This window comes from Bacillus spizizenii TU-B-10 (assembly GCF_000227465.1).
GTDB lineage: Bacteria > Bacillota > Bacilli > Bacillales > Bacillaceae > Bacillus > Bacillus spizizenii.
In genome coordinates, this window is the sequence record NC_016047.1 from 3,953,600 (window position 1) to 3,971,667 (window position 18,068).

The 18,068-nt window shown below is 47.7% G+C and carries 16 protein-coding genes; 5 read left to right on the top strand and 11 right to left on the bottom strand.

The features are described 5' to 3' along the window. Positions 1 to 110 precede the first annotated feature (110 nt). Entirely contained in the window at positions 111 to 1,754 is a 1,644-nt protein-coding gene (gene katX, locus GYO_RS41855) for a catalase KatX (protein WP_014115662.1), read from the top strand. A gap of 101 nt (positions 1,755 to 1,855) precedes the next feature. Continuing rightward, positions 1,856 to 3,058, top strand: coding sequence for an MFS transporter (locus GYO_RS41860; protein ID WP_014115663.1), 1,203 nt, complete (start codon positions 1,856 to 1,858; stop codon positions 3,056 to 3,058). Here the strand turns inward: GYO_RS41860 and GYO_RS41865 are convergent. Genes GYO_RS41865 through sigY form a run of 6 tightly spaced genes read right to left on the bottom strand, consistent with a single transcriptional unit; the run spans position 3,055 to position 5,959 of the window. Then, positions 3,055 to 3,831, bottom strand: a complete 777-nt coding sequence (locus GYO_RS41865) for an ABC transporter permease (RefSeq protein WP_014115664.1) — start codon at positions 3,829 to 3,831, stop codon at positions 3,055 to 3,057. The two genes, GYO_RS41860 and GYO_RS41865, sit on opposite strands and share 4 nt — an antisense overlap. Then, entirely contained in the window at positions 3,828 to 4,715 is an 888-nt protein-coding gene (locus GYO_RS41870) for an ABC transporter ATP-binding protein (RefSeq protein ID WP_014115665.1), read from the bottom strand. The genes GYO_RS41865 and GYO_RS41870 overlap by 4 nt, the downstream gene beginning before the upstream one ends. A 6-nt stretch (positions 4,716 to 4,721) precedes the next feature. Next, complete coding sequence (gene yxlE, locus GYO_RS41875) at positions 4,722 to 4,910, bottom strand: sigma Y negative regulator YxlE (RefSeq protein ID WP_003218770.1); 189 nt, start codon at positions 4,908 to 4,910, stop codon at positions 4,722 to 4,724. Beyond that, positions 4,907 to 5,113 carry a sigma Y negative regulator YxlD gene (gene yxlD / locus GYO_RS41880; protein ID WP_014115666.1) on the bottom strand — a complete coding sequence of 69 codons (207 nt, stop codon included), beginning with the start codon at positions 5,111 to 5,113 and terminating at the stop codon, positions 4,907 to 4,909. Before yxlD ends, yxlE begins: the two co-directional genes overlap by 4 nt. Continuing rightward, the gene (locus GYO_RS41885) at positions 5,110 to 5,430 is read right to left on the bottom strand and encodes a YxlC family protein (protein ID WP_014115667.1); all 321 of its coding nucleotides are present in this window, start codon (positions 5,428 to 5,430) and stop codon (positions 5,110 to 5,112) included. Before GYO_RS41885 ends, yxlD begins: the two co-directional genes overlap by 4 nt. After that, on the bottom strand, positions 5,423 to 5,959 hold the full coding sequence (gene sigY, locus GYO_RS41890) for an RNA polymerase sigma factor SigY (protein ID WP_014115668.1): 537 nt from the start codon (positions 5,957 to 5,959) through the stop codon (positions 5,423 to 5,425). The genes GYO_RS41885 and sigY overlap by 8 nt, the downstream gene beginning before the upstream one ends. A gap of 211 nt (positions 5,960 to 6,170) precedes the next feature. Between sigY and GYO_RS41895 the strand changes: the two genes are divergently transcribed. After that, the gene (locus tag GYO_RS41895) at positions 6,171 to 7,541 is read left to right on the top strand and encodes a cytosine permease (protein ID WP_014115669.1); all 1,371 of its coding nucleotides are present in this window, start codon (positions 6,171 to 6,173) and stop codon (positions 7,539 to 7,541) included. Between the two features lie 13 nt (positions 7,542 to 7,554). On the opposite strand, the gene GYO_RS41900 is transcribed toward GYO_RS41895, so the two are convergent. The 5 genes from GYO_RS41900 to cydA all read right to left on the bottom strand — a co-directional run bounded on the left by GYO_RS41900 (position 7,555) and on the right by cydA (position 14,304). After that, a complete protein-coding gene (locus GYO_RS41900; RefSeq protein WP_014115670.1) occupies positions 7,555 to 8,385 on the bottom strand; it encodes an NAD(P)H-hydrate dehydratase in 831 nt (276 codons plus the stop codon). Positions 8,386 to 8,470: 85 nt separating this feature from the next. Beyond that, positions 8,471 to 10,198: a thiol reductant ABC exporter subunit CydC gene (gene cydC, locus GYO_RS41905; RefSeq protein WP_014115671.1), complete on the bottom strand. Its 1,728-nt coding sequence runs from the start codon at positions 10,196 to 10,198 to the stop codon at positions 8,471 to 8,473. Beyond that, positions 10,195 to 11,898, bottom strand: a complete 1,704-nt coding sequence (gene cydD, locus GYO_RS41910; protein ID WP_014115672.1) for a thiol reductant ABC exporter subunit CydD — start codon at positions 11,896 to 11,898, stop codon at positions 10,195 to 10,197. The genes cydC and cydD overlap by 4 nt, the downstream gene beginning before the upstream one ends. Then, the gene (gene cydB / locus GYO_RS41915; RefSeq protein ID WP_014115673.1) at positions 11,898 to 12,914 is read right to left on the bottom strand and encodes a cytochrome d ubiquinol oxidase subunit II; all 1,017 of its coding nucleotides are present in this window, start codon (positions 12,912 to 12,914) and stop codon (positions 11,898 to 11,900) included. The genes cydD and cydB overlap by 1 nt, the downstream gene beginning before the upstream one ends. Then, on the bottom strand, positions 12,898 to 14,304 hold the full coding sequence (gene cydA, locus GYO_RS41920; protein ID WP_014115674.1) for a cytochrome ubiquinol oxidase subunit I: 1,407 nt from the start codon (positions 14,302 to 14,304) through the stop codon (positions 12,898 to 12,900). The genes cydB and cydA overlap by 17 nt, the downstream gene beginning before the upstream one ends. A gap of 556 nt (positions 14,305 to 14,860) precedes the next feature. On the opposite strand from cydA, the gene cimH reads away from it, so the two are divergent. Together cimH and GYO_RS41930 are read left to right on the top strand one after the other, a co-directional pair. Then, the gene (gene cimH / locus GYO_RS41925) at positions 14,861 to 16,213 is read left to right on the top strand and encodes a citrate/malate transporter CimH (protein ID WP_014115675.1); all 1,353 of its coding nucleotides are present in this window, start codon (positions 14,861 to 14,863) and stop codon (positions 16,211 to 16,213) included. A 121-nt stretch (positions 16,214 to 16,334) separates the two neighbouring features. Further along, on the top strand, positions 16,335 to 18,023 hold the full coding sequence (locus GYO_RS41930; RefSeq protein ID WP_080010107.1) for a M56 family metallopeptidase: 1,689 nt from the start codon (positions 16,335 to 16,337) through the stop codon (positions 18,021 to 18,023). Positions 18,024 to 18,068 lie beyond the last annotated feature (45 nt).

An 18,068-nucleotide genomic window follows, 5' to 3' on the forward strand; every position in this document is an offset into this window, starting at 1 on the left:
ACCGATTTTTGTACATTGTACCATTCCCGACCCCGATAAAAAAAAACGGCTGTTTTAAAATCTTTCCATTAAGGGAATATTGTTACCGTTCTAAAAAGGAGGGTCAACCAATGAAAGATAATCATCAAAACAAACATCACGGAACAAATGCCCAAAGCAGCGAGGATGCGCTTTCTCATAAGACATCCGGGGAAAACGAATCAGAGGATACCTTAACGAATAGACAGGGGCACCCTGTCACTGACAACCAAAATGTGAGAACTGTCGGGAACAGAGGACCTACAACACTTGAGAACTACGATTTTCTCGAAAAAATCAGCCACTTTGACCGTGAACGCATCCCTGAGCGGGTTGTTCATGCCAGAGGAGCGGGTGCACACGGGTATTTTGAAGCTTACGGAAGCTTTGGAGACGAGCCGATTTCAAAGTACACCCGGGCCAAGCTTTTTCAGGAAAAAGGCAAGAAAACGCCGGCATTTGTCCGTTTTTCTACGGTAAATCATGGAAAACACTCACCAGAAACATTGAGAGACCCGCGCGGTTTTGCCCTTAAGCTTTATACCGAAGACGGAAACTGGGATTTGGTCGGGAACAATCTGAAAATCTTTTTTATCCGCGACCCGCTTAAATTTCCGGATCTTGTGCACGCGTTTCAGCCTGACCCAGTGACCAATATCCAAGATGGTGAACGTATTTTCGACTTCATTTCTCAGTCTCCTGAAGCGACACATATGATCACCTTCTTGTTTTCGCCTTGGGGCATCCCAGCCAACTACCGGCAAATGCAGGGTTCGGGCGTACACGCCTATAAATGGGTGAATGAGGAAGGCAAAGCCGTTCTCGTGAAATACCATTTCGAACCGAAGCAGGGCATCCGCAACCTGACACAGAAGGAAGCGGAAGAGATTCAAGGGAAAAACTTTAACCATGCTACACAGGATTTGTATGAAGCGATTGAAAATGGAGATTATCCGGAATGGGAAGTGTATGCTCAAATCATGAGCGATGATGAGCATCCTGAACTGGACTTTGATCCACTCGATCCGACAAAGCTATGGTATAAAGACGATTTCCCATGGAAACCGATCGGCAAATTGGTGCTTAACAAAAACCCGGAAAACTACCATGCAGAAGTGGAACAAGCTTCATTCGGAACGGGAGTGCTTGTTGACGGACTTGATTTCTCAGATGATAAGCTGCTTCAGGGGCGGACGTTTGCCTACTCAGATACGCAGCGCTACCGTGTAGGTGCAAATTACCTGCAGCTTCCGATCAACTCGCCGAAAAAGCATGTTGCCACCAACCAGGAAGGCGGGCAAATGCAATATCGGGTCGATAGAGCAGAAGGCCAAAATCCGCACGTCAACTATGAGCCATCGATTATGGGCGGGCTAAAGGAAGCGAAGCAGGATGGAAAAGATCATACTCCGCATGTCGAAGGTGATGTAAAACGTGAAGCGATCGACAGAACGAACAACTTCGGACAGGCCGGAGAAACGTACCGGAGATTTACCGAATTTGAACGGAACGAATTGATCACGAATCTAGTTAATACGCTTTCTACATGCCGAAAAGAAATCCAGGATCAGATGATTGAAAATTTCACAAAAGCTGATCCGGACTATGGAAAACGCGTGGCGGAAGGTCTGAAAAAAGTCTCAGAAAACAACAGCAACGGACCGATCGGCACAACAGAGACTGAACAGGCTGCAAGGCAGGCTGAACAGGAAAGCCATCCGTCTGATCCGTATTAAAAACAACAAACAGGGCTTTTTTGAAGTCCTGTTTTTTTGTTTTTCTATTGAAACGCTTTCAGCAATTGTGTTGTACTGGAAGGAAAGGGGTGGAGAGAACGATGGAATTACAGCAGGACATGATTCCTCAGAAAAAAACAATCGGCGCTTTAGATCACGCCGTTTTTTTATGTATGGTATTTTGCTTTTGGTTCTCAGGTTATATTTATGTTCCTGTATTCAGCCTGTATTTGGAGGATCTGCACTTTTCATACGGCGCAATCGGCATCATTCTCGGCAGCTACGGCGTTACGCAAATCCTTCTGCGATTCCCGCTCGGCCTTCTGTCAGACATCCTGTTTTCTCTGCGCAAGCAATTGTTAATTGCCGGGTTTGGGTTTTCTGTCCTCAGCAGCCTGCTTTTTCTGATGTTTGATTCTTTCTTCTTCGTGCTGGCCGCCCGGCTGTTTGCAGGGATAACCGCTTCCATGTGGGTAATGGCGACCATTTTATACGCGCATTATTTCAACAATGACAATGCATCAAAAGCAATGGGCATCATGCAGTTTTTCACCGTCATGCCTCAGTTTGTCAGTATTGTGTTCTGCGGGCTTGCGGCAGCCCACTTAGGCAGGCAGGTTCCATTTTGGATGGCGCTCGCAGCCTCTGCCGCCGGTCTAGTGATCTGCTGTTTTATTAAAGATCCGTCGGCTCCTCCCGCGAACCGTGATACAATCCGTGTGCCGCAATACCTCAAAGACACATTCCAGCTGCCGAAGCTGAAGCTTTTCACCATTCTATCCATGACGGCCCATGCGGTATTATTTATGACAGTGTTTGGATTTACGCCGCTTTTCATTAATCAGCTCGGAATGGGCGACGCGGAGATGCTTTGGGTGATGAGCGCCTTTTTCCTCCCTCACGCAGCCGCCACATTAAGCTTCGTGTTTCTGCGTTTCACAAGCCGAATCGCTTACTCGGTGATGCTCATCAGTTTTGCTGTCATCGGAGTCTGTTTGCTATTCGTTCCTTTTTCAGCTACATTGTTCACAGTTTGCATCACACACGCCTGCATCGGGCTGGCGCTCGGTTTCGTATTTCCTCTGCTGCTAAGCCTTGTCGTCGATATCAGTTCTGCCCGTTTGAAAATGTCGGTTATGGGGTTTTATCAATCGTTTTATGCGCTGGGTATCTTCCTCGGTCCCCTTCTTGCAGGAAAAACCGCACAGCTTTTCGGGCTGTCCGAGGTTTTTTATGGAGCCGGGTCGCTGGCATTGGCCGCCTTTCTTGTAATGCTTGTGCAAAAGCGCAACATGATCAATTAATAGCTTTCATACCGCCGGAAGCGCCATACTGAAAACATGGCCAGAAGCACGATGCACAAAATGGAGAATGTGAGCGACCATCCGAAAAAATCCGCCCGCTCTCCATGAAGAAGGATATGCTCCGCCTGCTTGCAAAGCGCAGCCGGAAGCCATTTCGCACCATCAGGAAATAGCGAAACAGCAAAGGAAACTGCAGCTGTCAGCCCGATCCCGACAGCCGCGGCTGCTCCGAGAGACCGAAACATCGTGCTTCCGGCAAGGCCGGCTGTCACAATAAACATGATCCAAAGAGCGTAGAGGCCAAGACTTACGGCAAAACGGCTGAATGATGTGTCCTCAAACAGCAGCCGGACGTAATAATAAGCAAGCCCGTATCCAGCTGCAAATGACGCAATGCCGATCACGCTTTGGGTGAGCCATTTGCTCACGATATAATGGGCTGCCGTCACAGGCCGTGACATGATCAGCGACGTTACGCCTTGATTTCTTTCATTCGCCACGCTGCCCATGACGCTGAAGATGACCAGAGCCATGCCAAGCGTGTTGAATTGAGAAAGCGTGCTGACCATCACTTCAGACCCAGAAGGCATCGTAAAACTGATTTTCATGCCGTCAGGAAGGTTTCCTCCGTGTTCAATGATTTCCGGCATATAATAAATGGTCAGCGGCTGTGTCAACCCGACAATCATCATTGCGATCGGCAGCCAGATCAGCTTGCCGCTTTTCCACCCATCGAGCCATTCTTTCTGCAATAGCGTTATCATCACCTTCATGCGTGCACCACCTTTAGATAGACGTCTTCAAGCGACTCCGTTTTCTGTTCAAAATGAGTGACAGTCAAGCCCGTTCGGATACAATCACTCAGCAATGTCCGGCCAGCCTGTATATCAGGCAGCTCGAAAACAGCTTGAGACGGATTCATATAGACAATAGCTGAGACGTAAGGCTTCTCTTCAAGCCAGCCCTTCAGCTTCTCTTTCACTGTAAGGGTGAAAACGTTCGTTTGATGCTGTTTCTTCAGCTGCTGTAATTCGCCTTTCCATGAAATCTCCCCGTTTTTCATGATCACCACCTGATCACACACCTGCTCCGCATCGTGCAAAACGTGTGTAGAAAACAGGACAGCCATATGCTTCTTCAGCTCCCGCATCATGTCCAGCACCTCGAACCGTCCTGATGGATCAAGAGCAGACACCGGTTCATCCAATATCAACAGCTTCGGTTTATGGAGCAGCGCCTGTGCCAGCCCGAGTCTTTGCTTCATGCCGCCTGAATAGCCGCCGATTCTTTTGTGCGCGGATTCCTGCAAGCCGACAAATTCCAGCATCCCGCCGATCTCCTCTTGGCATTTTTTCTTCGAAAGCCCGGACAGTCTCCCGGCAAAGGTTAAAAATTCATTTGCGGTCATCCACGAATAAAAAGCAGGATACTGCGGGAGGTACCCAATCAAACGCCGGTCGGGTTTTTTCTCCCCTAACAGCTTGATGGTTCCAGAGGTTGGCGAAAGCAGCCCGGCCAGCATTTGCAGCGTTGTGGTTTTACCGGCTCCATTGGGACCTAAAAGTGCAACACACTCGTTTTCATTCACGTGAAAACTGACATTCTTTACAGCTTGATGATGCCGATACGATTTGCATAATGACTCAATAGACAGCATGCCCTCTCACCTTTGCTTTCTGCCGACGGTAAAAAATAAAATCGGCCCGATAATATTGATACATACAATAATTGCAGCCCACATCCACTTTGGCCCGTTTGTCCGCTCTTCCTTTATACAGCTGATGAGAGCGAACACCGCCAGCACAAGCTGCAATACAATTAGCGGCAAAATCATTTCCCAAGAAATATTCATTGCTTGATCCCCCTTTTCTTCCGGTCCGGCCTAATAACAAAAAAGTAATAGCAAACCAGAGGAATCGGTGCTTGAATCAGTCCGACAATTCCCCATACCCATGCCAAACGATCTCGTTTTTTCGCATCAATAAATAAAAAGATTCCCTGCGCCAATACGATGAGATAAGCAACCACCGCCACGACAATTTCTGATTGTGTCATCGGCGCTCCACCTCCCATTCACCAAGATGTCTTTTTTTCTCAGCCGCAATCAAAATCGGCAGCACCGCGAACACACAAACCTGAAGTACGATAAATACAGCGGGAGCTTGAGTGAATGCCAGGATTGCCGCACTCACAACCATCAGCGCGCAGAATACAAATAAGATGATCTCTTTCAGCAGTTTTTTTCTGCGTTCAGCTTTCATTTGTAACAGCTGGTAAAGCAGTTCTTTTTGATCTGGTATAGAGGGATTGGCTGTTTGATCAATTTTCTGCAATTCTGATTTTAAATGAATAGAAAGCTTTTCTTTATTCATCGTCCCACTCCTTTCTGATTTGCTGGAGCCCTTTATGGACTCTAGACTTTACCGTTCCTTCTCTGATCTGCAGCATCAGCCCGATTTCAGCATAGGTATAGCCGTAGTAATGCCTTAATAAAACTGGCGTGCGCAGTTTAGGGTCCAGCTTTGAAAACAGATCAAGCGCTTCGCTCCATTCTTCCGCTTTCGCTGACACGTCCCACTTGATCTTGCGGATTGCTTCCTCCGTAACCGCCTGATTCCGTTTCCATTCTCTCTTTCTCTTTTTCTGGTGATCGAGATAGAGCCTCGAAGCAATAGAAATCAGCCACGTGGAGAATTTGGAACGGCCTTGGAAGCTTCTTAAATGAATGTATCCTTTGAGAAAGGTTTCCTGAACAAGTTCCTCGCTGAGATCAGGGTGAAGAGAGAGCTTCAACAAATATTTATATAAAAAAGAATAATGATAGTGGAAAAGGGCTGTAAACGCCTCGTCGTCTCCCTCTTTTGCCTGTTGAATCAGCTGGTGTTCTTCATGTGTATCCAATAGCCGCGATCCCCCCTTTTTTGTTTTTCTGCCTTATGAGACGACACCGGATTCAAAAGCGTTCATTTTTTTTATAATTCTTTTGATCTATTGACTTCACTGGCTTCTCATCGGTTTTCGTGAACATCTAAATTTGTAAAGCGAGGTACAGTCTGTTAAGCTATGTTTTTATGTCAATTTCAAAATTTCATTATATATGGAGGACGATGCATTGAAAGTAGAAAGGCGAACGATTGAATATATTCCGAATGAAGAAAGACATGGTAAAGCGAAAGATTTATTTCCCGTATGGTTCGGGGCTAATATGCATATCACCACGTTAGTGACTGGCACGATTCCCGTTGCAATGGGACTTAATCTGTTTTGGAGTGTTGCCGCTATTATTTGCGGAACCTTAATCGGTGCCATATTTATGGCGTCTCATTCCGCGCAAGGCCCTCAGCTTGGCATCCCGCAAATGATTCAAAGCCGTGCCCAATTCGGCGTAATTGGAGCGATTCTTCCCCTCTTCTTAGTTATGTTTATCTACCTTGGTTTCTTCGCAAGCAGCACGATTCTGGCGGCTGGAACCTTAAGCAGCTTTGTTCCCATCCCGGGATCATGGAGCATTATAGGCTTAAGCGCCGTATGTTTTTTACTCACCATTTTCGGCCATGATTTGATTCACAAAATGCAAAAAATCCTTTCTTGGACCTCTTTTGCTGTATTTTTTGCTGCAACGATACTCATTTTCCAATTGCCGATTCCGGCAGGCAGCTGGATTCCCGGAGCGGTTGATCTGCCAATTTTCTTGGTGGCGGTCAGCGCAGTCGCGACGTGGCAGCTTGCATACGCACCGTATGTTGCCGATTATTCTAGATATCTGCCAGTTAAAACACCGGCTTCTCAAACATTTTGGTACAGCTATGCAGGTACATCTGTCAGCTCCATCTGGATGATGCTGCTCGGCGCTTTGCTGACGACAGCACTTCCTGACTTTACGGCAAACTCAGGCAGCCAGATTGTCCAATTGTTTGGCCCCTTCTCGTTTATTATGCTAATCATTGTGTTATTTGGGCAAATGGCGATCAATGTCTTTAACCTGTATGGAGCTTTCATGTCTACAACAACAACGCTTGAGCCGTTTCTGAAGTTAAAAGTCACGCCCAAAGTCAGAATCATCATGATCCTCGGCGTCACGCTTGTCGGCACAGTCTTAAGCCTTCTCGGGCAAAGCAATTTTATGGAGCTGTTTTTGAATTTTATCTTTTTCATCAGTTATTTCTTAATACCTTGGACGGCAATCAATTTAGTCGATTACTACTTCGTCCGCCACGGAAACTATCAAGTCAAAGCCATGTTTGATGTGAACGGGCCGTATGGAAAAATCAATTGGATTACCACGATTGCGTTCGTCCTGTCCATCTTGCTTGAAATCCCGTTTATCAATACGTCCTTTTACATTGGACCGCTTGCCAAAATGTTTGGAGGCGGAGATATCGCATGGATTGTCGGCTTGGCCGTGCCTTCTGTTCTTTATTATGTATTGATGAAACCGCGTCTGAAAAAACGGAGTTATCAAGAAAAGCTGTCTTCTCTATGAAGACAGCTTTTTATCATTCAAATCGCTTCCACACACGAGGCAGCACATCAGAAAGCTCGTGAGCGAGCAGCGTATGAGCGGAGTGCTCGTCCGTCCAGAGCTCAGCGCACGCACCGTGCAGATAGACTGCGTTTAATATGGCATGCTTCGGGTCTTCGTGGCAGCAAAGCATGCCTAATATCATGCCCGTCAGCGTGTCACCGGTTCCGCCTTTGGCGAGTGCCCCGTTTCCGGTTGGGTTGCGCCAGCAGTCACCATCGGGAAATGCGGTAACGGTTTGATTCCCTTTTAACACAATGACAGCCTGCAGCTGAGCCGCCCATTCCTTTGCATATTCCGCTCTTTTGTTTTGCAATTCCTTCACCGGTACCCCTGTCATGCGGGAAAACTCGCCCGGGTGCGGCGTGAGGATGACGGGCGCCTCCCGTTTCGGATATGTACGCTTCGCCAGCGCTCCGGCATCCAAAATAACGGGGCAATCCGCCGCCAGCACATGATCAACTGCCTGCTGAACACTTTCGGTTTGCGGAAGCCCCGGTCCGATGGCAATGGCCCGGTACGTCTCTTCAAGCTGAGCGTCAGCCGCTTTTTTCCAGCCGTCACGCCAATAGGTCGCCTCCGGCAGAACAGGAACAATCAGCGGGATCACGCTTTCAGACGTACCGATGACAAGCTTTCCAAGCCCGCTCCGCATGGCCCCAAGCCCCGCAAGAAGCGCTGCGCCCGGCATGTCGTCGCTTCCCGCCAGCAGCAATGCAGTACCGTACGTGCCTTTATGGCTTTCCGTCTCTCTTTCAGGGAGTGAGGCCCTCACATGCTCCTCCGTCCAAATTGGAATATTCATCTCTATCCCTCCTCTGCTTTCTCTTCCTATTTTTCCTGCACCTTTTCTATTTCAAACAAAAAAAGACAGCCTTAGGGGCTGTCTTCTATTTTACAGGAACGTCAAGATGATACAGTCGGCGATATCGTTCGTTTGCCGCCAGCAGTTCTTCATGGGTTCCTTCCATTTCTGTTTTGCCATTTTCGAGAAACACGATTTTATCGGCCGCTTCCACTCCCGCAAGGTGGTGCGTAATCCATAGAATCGTTTTTCCTTTCAGCACCTCAAACACCGTTTCCATCAATTCACGCTCAGTGATGGGATCGAGGCCGACTGTCGGCTCATCAAGGATGATGATCGGCGTATCCTGCAGCAAAATCCGCGCAAGTGCGATCCGCTGGCGCTCTCCTCCGGAAAACCTAATCCCGGTTTCCTGAACAGAAGTATGATATCCGTCAGGCAGTGACTCAATGTAGTCATGCAGCTTTACCTGTTTTGCGGCGCGGCGCACATCCTCGTCACTTGCTTCTCCGTTTCCAAGCCTGATGTTGTTCAGAATGCTTGTATCGAACAGGTGCGGTTTTTGGTTTAACACGGCCACCGCATCAGCAATCTGATCCTTTAACAGCGATGTCTCCACACCGTTTAACGTCACAGATCCTGAGCCCGGTTTCAAAGCGCCCTCGATTAATGCGAGCGATGTAGATTTCCCGGACCCGCTCCTGCCGAGCAGCGCCATCTTTTCTCCTTGGCGCAACGTAAAGGAAAAGTTGTGCAGCACTTGGCTGCTGTTGTCATAAGAAAACGCCACATCACGAAATGACAGTGTGACATCATGGAGATCGAGCGTTTCAGCCGCTGATTCTGTTTGTGACGCCTCCGGTTGAGGAACCACCTTGTTCATGCGTCTGATGGAATCCTGATAGCCAGGCACTTCGCCCAAAGCATCTGAAAGCGGCAGAAAGGCTTCCGTCAGCGGGAACACCACAAGGACAAAAGCCGCAATCATCGTTTTGGCGAGTTCGCCGTCTGCATGCTGCCCCGCCGTCCAAAACAGCATCAGCAAAATTAGGCCGGCGACAAGGCATTGCGCAGCAAAGTCCCGCCATCTTGTAAAGCGTTGTTTTTTCCGTTCAAGCTCAAACCAATCATGTTCCTCTTTTTCATAGGAATCAATAAACGCATGCCGGCGTCCGCTGAACATCCAGTCGCTGACACCCATCACAGCATCTGTCAGACGGCTGTACAGCACATTCCGTCCACTTTTCAGCTTCGCATTCTTCGCTCTCGTCACGAGCAAAGACACAACCGGAAACAGTACAACAAGAACAAACAAATAAAGCGCAAGCAATATGGCAAACGGCCAAGAGAAGAAGCCGAGCGCAATCACTGAAACAGCATACAGGAGCAAGGCCGAGATGGCAGGAAAAATTGTTTTTAAGAAGGCATCCTGCAAATGCTCAATATCCTCAGACAAAATGCCGAGCATATCCCCCGTGCGAAAACGGGAACGCAGCAGCAAGGCACCCGGCTCAAGCATGTTGTAGAGGCGGACGCGCATGTCGGACACGATTTTCAAAATGATGTGATGGCCGACGAGGCGTTCCACATACCGTGACACAGACCGTGCAATCCCAAAGGTGCGCACAGCGACAATCGGCACATAAATAAGCAGGATGTTTTCCGGTCTTGTCGCCGCCTTAGAGATCAAAAACCCTGAGGTGAACATAAGAAAAGCAGCAGAAAAAATTGTCACCGCGCCCAAAAAGATAACCAGAACGAACAGGCGGGCATTTTGCTTGATATACGGCAGAATCCATTCTTCTTTCTTCATGCTCTTTCCCCCAGTTGTGCCTCCACGAGTTTGGTGTACACACCGTTTTTCTCCAGCAATTCATCGTGAGTCCCGATTTCCGCAATCCTGCCCCCGTCCAGCACGATAATTTCATCCATATCGAGCATCCAGTGAAGGCGGTGAGTCGCGAGAAAGACGAGCTTATCCTCAAATAAATCCAACATCGTTTCTTTTATTTCATATTCTGTTTCGATATCTAGATGGGCGGTCGGCTCATCCAGCAGCAGGATCGGGCGGTTTCCCAAGAAGGCGCGGGCCAACGCGACACGCTGGGCTTGGCCGCCGCTGAGCGCCCGGCCGCCTTCCCCGATCCGTCCCTCTAATCCGTCCGGAAGGTTGTCCACCAGCTCCGCCAGTCCCGCCGCGGCAGCTGCGCGGGCAGTATCCTCAGCCGAAGCGCTTGGATGATAGAAGCGAATGTTGTTCGCCAGTGTATCATCAAAAATGTACGGATGCTGCGGGATATAAAGGAGGTTTTTCTGCCAGCTGCCGTCCTGCAAGTGGGACCGTTCTGAACCATTGACCTCTATCGTACCGCCATTCGGCTCCAAAAAACCGCCGAGGATATCAATTAAAGTTGATTTTCCCGCACCGCTTGCACCAATGATGCCGATTTTTTTCTTGCCTTTGAATGACAGATCAATATCGGACACCGACCGGCCGACTGACACACCTGACAGCTTCAGCTCATCCTGATCGGACCAAGCCTCAAGCTGAAGCGGCGCCTCTTCTTTAAAACCAGGCTGCGACAAAATCTCTTGAATGGTTTTGCCTGCTTCCTGTCCGTTCAGCGTTGCATGATAATCATTCCCCACTTCCCGCACCGGCAGAAAATATTCAGGTGCGAGAATAAGCGCCGTTAAAGCCGGGCCAAGCAAAATATCGCCGTCAATGAGGCGCAGGCCCAGAAACACTGCGACTGTCGCCACCGACAGCATCGTGAAAAAATCAAGGGCGAATGAAGATAAAAATGCCACCCGAAGCGTGCTCATCGTTGCTTTCCGATACCGCTCACTAACATAGAAAATATTTTTGCTGTGCGACTTGCTCAAACCTAGGAAACGCAATGTCTCCAGCCCGCGAAGAGAATCAACAAAATGATTGGAAAGTCTCTGATAGGATTTCCACTGACGATCCGCTTTTCTCTGTGCGACAAGGCCGAGGAGAACCATAAAGATGATCAGAATCGGCATAGCAGCAACTAAAATGACGGCTGATGTGCGATCCTGAAAAAACACATAAATGACAACCGCCGCAGGCACAATCGCCATACTGACCATTTTCGGCAGAAACAGCTCAAGGTAGCGGCGGAACTGGCTGATGCCTTCCATCGCTAGGGTCACCATTTGCCCCGTCCCCTCTTTCTTTGCAAAGCGGGGGCCTAATCGGAACAGCTGATCAAGAAAACTTTTTCTCAAATCTGCCCCTGTCCGGGCGGCATATTGATAGACGATTTTCTGGCGCGCCACCGTCACCCCGTGCCGGGCGACAAAAGCGATAAGGAAAAAGCCGATCACCGGAAACAGGGAGGCAATGCTCTTCCCGTTGAACAGTCCGGTTACGGCTTCACTCAGCCACTCTGCCTGCATAATAATAGCGGCTGTCTGAATCAGCGTTAAACAAGTAATCACGGTGAGAATCCGCTTCATTCCTTTATATCGAAACAGGTCTTTTCCCATTAATAAGTCATAGGCTCCTTATGGCTGACGCGCTTCCGGAAGACATAATAGCTCCAGATCTGACTGCCGATGACAAACGGCAATAGCGTTAATGCTGCAATTGACATGACTTTAAGCGAATAATCACCGGAAGAAGCGTTAGCTACTGTTAAATCGTACGCGCTTTGAAGCGAGCTGACCATCACCCGAGGGAATAATGAAATAAAGATCATTCCTACAGTCAGCGCCAGCCCCGCGCCTGTCATCCCAAATGTCCAGCCGTCTTTTTTCTTACGGATAAATACAGCCGCGAGCATAAAGCAGATGACAATCAAAACAACGAGCGGAATGGTAATCTCGCCGCGGCGAGTAAACATGTCTGTCTGATAGGCAGAAAGGGCCGCGAAGGCAAGAACCGCTACAAAAACAACACCCATTATCTTTTGCGCCATTTTCCGGGCGCGATTTTGCAAATCACCAATCGTACGCAGCGTGATAAACATTAATCCATGCTGGAAGCAAAGAAGTGTTACAGTCACACCGCCAAGTACAGAGTATACATTGATATAATCGGATAGATGTGCGTGAATGTTCATATCGGCATCAATCGGCATCCCGCGGAATAATGTCGTGAACAGCACACCAAGCACAAATGGAGGAATCAGACTGCCGAAGAAAACGACCCAGTCCCAAACCTTTACCCATTTTAAATGATCAACCTTGCCGCGAAACTCAAACGCAACCCCGCGGCCCATTAACGCAAGCAGCACAATGACAAACGGAATGTAATAACCGCTCAGCATCGTTGCATACCAGTTCGGAAACGCCGCGAAAATGGCGCCTGCACCAGTCAAAAGCCATACTTCATTCGCGTCCCAAAACGGCCCGATCGTGTTGATCAGCACTCTGCGTTCTAACTCATTATGGCCAAGAAAACGGGTCGCCATGCCGACCCCGAAATCAAAGCCTTCCAAAAAGAAAAATCCTACAAACAATACAGCAACGAGTATAAACCAAAGATCATGAAGAGATGCCATGGTATACCTCCTGACTAAATGGATCTGTTGTTACAGGAACATCGTGATGATCACTATGCTCCGCACCTTTTTTGATCTCACGGATGAACAAGAAGACAAGCAGTGCACCCAGAATCAAGTACATCACACCAAATGCGATGATTGAGAATAACAGGGAGCCCGCCGTTACGTTAGGCGACACGGATTGAGCAGTTGTCATCAAGCCCATGACCGTCCACGGCTGACGCCCGATTTCTGTCATAATCCAGCCCGCGGAGTTCGCAAGAAACGGGAAGGAAATCAATGCGATCATAATGCGCAAATACCATTTGCTGTTTTCAAGCTTTTTGCGCCGGTTTAACCAAAGGCCGCCTAACGCAGCAAGAATCATGACAACACCTGCGCCAACCATGATGCGGAAGCTCCAGAAAGTCGTTTTGACAGGCGGAATGTAGTCGCCTTTTCCGTATATTTTTTCGTACTCAGCCTGAAGTGTTTTCATCCCTTTGACACTTCCGCTGAATTTCTGATAAGCCAAGTAGCTCAATGCATAAGGAACTTTGATTTCGTTTGAGCTTTTTTCATTTTTTGTATCAATCGTAGCAAAAGCCGTCCAAGCAGCAGGGTCGCCGCTGTCTTCCCAAAGTCCTTCACTGGCAGCCATTTTCATCGGCTGTGATTCCATCAAGTGCTCAGCCTGCATGTGTCCGCTAAGGCCGACGCCAAGACCGGCACAAAGGCCGACGATCATTGCGAGTTTAAAAGATTGTTTAAAGAACGGCACTTCTTTTTTCTTCAATAGTTTAAAAGCACTCACTCCGGCAATAAAGAAAGCCCCGGTGGCAAGCGCACCAAAAATGACGTGCGGGAATTCAACCCAAAGCTGAGGATTTGTAATCAGCGCGGCAAAGTCGTTCATTTCCGCGCGGCCGTTTTTGATCGTAAAGCCGACCGGCTCCTGCATAAAGGAGTTCGCTGTTAAAATCCAGAAAGATGACATAATCGTTCCGAATGACACGAGCCAAATGCAGAGAGCGTGAATTTTTTTCGGCAGGCGGTCCCAGCCGAAAATCCATAATCCGATAAAGATAGATTCCATGAAAAACGCCAATAATGCTTCAATCGCAAGCGGAGCGCCAAATACATCTCCGACAAAACGGGAGTAATCAGACCAGTTCAACCCAAACTGGAATTCTTGCAAAATCCCCGTTACAACACCGACTGCGAAATTTATTAAGAATAAGTGCCCCCAAAACTTTGCCATTTTGAGGTACAGCTCATTTTTCTTCACAAGATAAAGAGTCTCCATCAACGCAACCATAAACACAAGCCCGATAGACATCGGCACAAACAAGAAGTGAAACAACGTTGTTGATGCAAATTGTATACGGGCTAATACCAATTCACTCATGCTTTCTCCTCCATTTCCGGTTAAAACTGTTAATTTGCTCACTACTTCACAAATAGAACCGAGACTTTGATCAGTAATTCACAAAATAGACGAAAAAAATATTGTTCAATATTTCACAAATGTGTCAATAAGTCGTTCAATATGATGCTAGATTGCCAGACTGACCAAATGACACATTCTCTGACTGGTTCATATTAAGTACTTTACAACGATTCATTTTAAAAATAAAGCCTAAAATACCTAAAAAGCCCCACACTATGTGACGAATTATTGTCTATTTTGTTGCTGATTTATGACGGCCTCCTAGGATAAATGACCCTTTATTATCGTACATCAACACATCGTTCCTTGCGAATAAAATGCTTGTCCGGCACCAACACCCGTTTCTCGGCACTCCGTCATAGACCGTTTTTAGTCAGAATGCCTCTTTCCATTTGAACCGGGAAAATTCGAAAAGCTGAATAGTAAATTTTTAATATATTAATAATTTCAATTTTTTAGTATACTTAACGTAGTGAATAATTTCACTGCATCAAGAATAGGGGGAGGTTTTTCAATGGGAGAGCTTCAAACACAAATGCAATTGCAAACGGATACAATTCACGAAGGGGTTCGAAAAGAGAATTGGTTTGCGAAAGCCATGAATATAAAAGTAGGCATCATACCGCTTCCTGTGTATGTCTTGCTGTTTATATTAATCACTGTTTTTGTTATGCATCACGATGTAAAAAGTGACATCTTGACATCCATTGCCGTCATGGCGTTTTTCGGGTTCACCTTTGCCCAAATCGGCAAATCGGTACCGATTGTTCGTTCTATCGGCGGCCCGGCCATCCTAGCTACTTTTATTCCGTCCGCTGTCGTCTACTATCACCTGCTGCCTAATGATATCGTCAAATCCACCACAGAATTTACAGAAAACTCAAACTTTCTATACTTATTTATCGCTGGGATTGTCGTCGGAAGCATCCTTGGCATGAAAAGAGAAACACTCATAAAAGCATTCATGAAAATCTTTATTCCGCTTATTGCCGGTTCTGTCGCAGCCGCTATTGTCGGACTGGCTGTCGGCACTTTGCTCGGGCTCGGATTTCAGCATACATTGCTGTACATTGTCATCCCGATCATGGCAGGGGGAGTCGGAGAAGGCGCTATTCCGCTGTCCATCGGTTATTCTGACATCATGCCCATGTCTCAAGGGGAAGCGTTTGCACTTGTTCTGCCGTCTATCATGCTGGGCAGCCTGTGCGCGATCATTCTAGCGGGATTGCTGAACAGAATCGGAAAGAAAAAACCGGAATGGACAGGCAACGGCAAAGTGGACCGCTCTGAAGAGGAGTCCCCTGCGCTGGAGGAATCGCAAAGCGGACAGCAAATGTTCAACCTTTCCTTATTTGCTTCAGGCGGTATCCTTGCTGTTTCTTTATATTTAGTCGGCATGCTCGCTCACGACTTTTTTGGATTTCCGGCACCCGTTGCCATGCTGTTACTGGCTGTTCTGATTAAGCTGTTCAAATTGGCGCCTGCCTCAATTGAAAATGGCGCGTTTGGGGTGTCCCGCTTCTTTTCAACCGCTGTGACTTACCCGCTGCTCTTTGCGATCGGGGTGTCCATGACCCCGTGGGACAAGCTTATCGCTGCCTTTAACCTCAGCAATATCATTACGATCCTGTCTGTCGTTGTGACCATGATGGCCGTCGGCTTCTTCACTGGAAAGTGGCTGAACATGTATCCGATTGAGACCGCCATTATCAATGCGTGCCACTCAGGACAAGGCGGCACCGGAGACGTCGCCATTTTAAGCGCCGCAGAAAGGCTTGAGTTAATGCCATTCGCCCAGGTGTCTACCCGAATCGGGGGAGCGATTACAGTGTCCTTAACCTTATTGCTGCTTCACCAGTTTTATTGATACACCGCAAGCAAGTTCTTCTAAAACGAAAGAGCTTGCTTTTTTGCATGTCCGTGTTTTTGCAAGTTCCCGCAACATGCTATAGTAATAGTTGGAAATACCAGATAGAAAGGACTCTAGCATGCCTATGGGAACAGATCTATTTCTCTTTATGATTCTCGGGCTGGGACTTTATTTTATATCAGCCCTGGCAGCAAAACTCATTCCGGCCATAGATTTCTGGATTGATATCGTTCTTTGGGTCGGCGCAGCTGTTTACATCTTCTCTCATCAATCATTCATAGACGGCATTGTCTCGATCGCGACAATGTTCTACTGCTATTGGACTGCAATGGATCTCACTGTCTCCGAACGTGCGGTAAAACCTTCGGGAGACTGGCAGGAAATCGAGCTTGCCAGAAACAAAACACGCCTCCTGTCAGACATCACGCTGACCGCCGTTGTGTTTGCGGGCGCCGTCATCTTTTTGATCTATGGACCTGACCCAAGCCCCCTCAAATATGTGATCCTTTTCGGCATGATCTCCGGCGGAGGGGCAATGGTGAAACGAATATTGAATGTTTTCAGCGTGAACGTTTTGTATTCAGCATCCTTAGAAAAATTGCACATCAGCTCACGTTATGAAACCCGTACATACCCACTTTCTGATTTGAAAGATATTCAGCTTGAATCAACGGCTGATCTCTTAAAGCTTCATCCGCTTCTGACGATGTATTCGTCCCGTTTAGATCTGACAACAAGCTTTCAGCAAGTCATCAAACTGTCTCTTCCCGGTGAAACGCTGTTTCTGACGGTGAAGGAACCGCAAAGATGGAAAGCGATCCTCCGTGAATACACAGAATCGGAAAACAACGATGACACTGTGATTTTTGTTTTACCGTTTTATCATAGAAAAAATCTGAAGCGGCTGCTTGGGAAGCTATATTTTGCCGCCAGCGTAAAGGGCGTATCAGCTTACGCCTTATTGGTGCTCGCGTTATATGCATTACATGCCTCTCCATGGGCCATGGCCGTTGCCGTGATGCTGTACTGGATACTCAACATGTATCTGTCAGACCGTGTTTTGCGGGCGGCAATGGATGCCAAGCCTTGTCATCATCCGCATGTACAGGCAGCGGCCGACAAGATTTTCCGCAAGGCCGGCATTTCCCATGTCCGCATATACGAAACGGAAAGTGATGATTACAACGGAATGGCAGTCGGCATGAATGTCGGAAGGTCGATGGTCATTCTGACAAGTGCCACACTAACCCTTCCGCTGCGTGTCATCGAAGGCATTCTGGCTCATGAGGCGATTCACATTAAAAAACGTGATGTTCTGTCATCACAGTTTTTACGTTTTCTATATCTTGGAGCCGTCGTTGGGGTCATCCTCTTATTTGAACAGCATATCGTCCATTCCGGGGCCCACAAAATTGTGCTTTGGGTCTTCATCATGGCGATCATCATCCTGTTTCAGCTCTATCAATCCTTTTGTTCACAATGGATGGAGGTGCGCGCTGACAACCTTGGCGCATCACTGCTGGAAGGCGGGTACAAACAAATGGCCGAAGCTTTGAGGATCTTGGCGGTTCGGCAGGATGAGGACATACAGAAACAAAGTGCCTACAGTTCCGAAGCAGATGAAGACGAGCTTCAAATTGACTCTCTCACCCGCGATAAAAGCTGGCTTTTCAGATTGATTGATTTTCAGTTCGCTCCTCATCCCCCTATGTATTGGCGTGTTAGCACTCTATTGTCAAACAAAGGACACGGGGTACTGAAACGCTGGCTCAGAGACCGTCTGAAAGAATCGATCTCTTTGAAGTGAAACCGATCTGCGTTTCACCCGTATAACAGATATGGTGAAAAAAGG

What these genes read in the sequence shown, in the direction of transcription:
- katX (WP_014115662.1), top strand. Translation starts at nt 111, where the DNA reads ATGAAAGATAATCATCAAAACAAACATCACGGAACAAATGCCCAAAGC.
- GYO_RS41860 (WP_014115663.1), top strand. Translation starts at nt 1,856, where the DNA reads ATGGAATTACAGCAGGACATGATTCCTCAGAAAAAAACAATCGGCGCT.
- GYO_RS41865 (WP_014115664.1), bottom strand. Translation starts at nt 3,831, where the DNA reads ATGAAGGTGATGATAACGCTATTGCAGAAAGAATGGCTCGATGGGTGG.
- GYO_RS41870 (WP_014115665.1), bottom strand. Translation starts at nt 4,715, where the DNA reads ATGCTGTCTATTGAGTCATTATGCAAATCGTATCGGCATCATCAAGCT.
- yxlE (WP_003218770.1), bottom strand. Translation starts at nt 4,910, where the DNA reads ATGAATATTTCTTGGGAAATGATTTTGCCGCTAATTGTATTGCAGCTT.
- yxlD (WP_014115666.1), bottom strand. Translation starts at nt 5,113, where the DNA reads ATGACACAATCAGAAATTGTCGTGGCGGTGGTTGCTTATCTCATCGTA.
- GYO_RS41885 (WP_014115667.1), bottom strand. Translation starts at nt 5,430, where the DNA reads ATGAATAAAGAAAAGCTTTCTATTCATTTAAAATCAGAATTGCAGAAA.
- GYO_RS41900 (WP_014115670.1), bottom strand. Translation starts at nt 8,385, where the DNA reads ATGAATATTCCAATTTGGACGGAGGAGCATGTGAGGGCCTCACTCCCT.
- cydC (WP_014115671.1), bottom strand. Translation starts at nt 10,198, where the DNA reads ATGAAGAAAGAAGAATGGATTCTGCCGTATATCAAGCAAAATGCCCGC.
- cydD (WP_014115672.1), bottom strand. Translation starts at nt 11,898, where the DNA reads ATGGGAAAAGACCTGTTTCGATATAAAGGAATGAAGCGGATTCTCACC.
- cydB (WP_014115673.1), bottom strand. Translation starts at nt 12,914, where the DNA reads ATGGCATCTCTTCATGATCTTTGGTTTATACTCGTTGCTGTATTGTTT.
- cydA (WP_014115674.1), bottom strand. Translation starts at nt 14,304, where the DNA reads ATGAGTGAATTGGTATTAGCCCGTATACAATTTGCATCAACAACGTTG.
- cimH (WP_014115675.1), top strand. Translation starts at nt 14,861, where the DNA reads ATGGGAGAGCTTCAAACACAAATGCAATTGCAAACGGATACAATTCAC.
- GYO_RS41930 (WP_080010107.1), top strand. Translation starts at nt 16,335, where the DNA reads ATGCCTATGGGAACAGATCTATTTCTCTTTATGATTCTCGGGCTGGGA.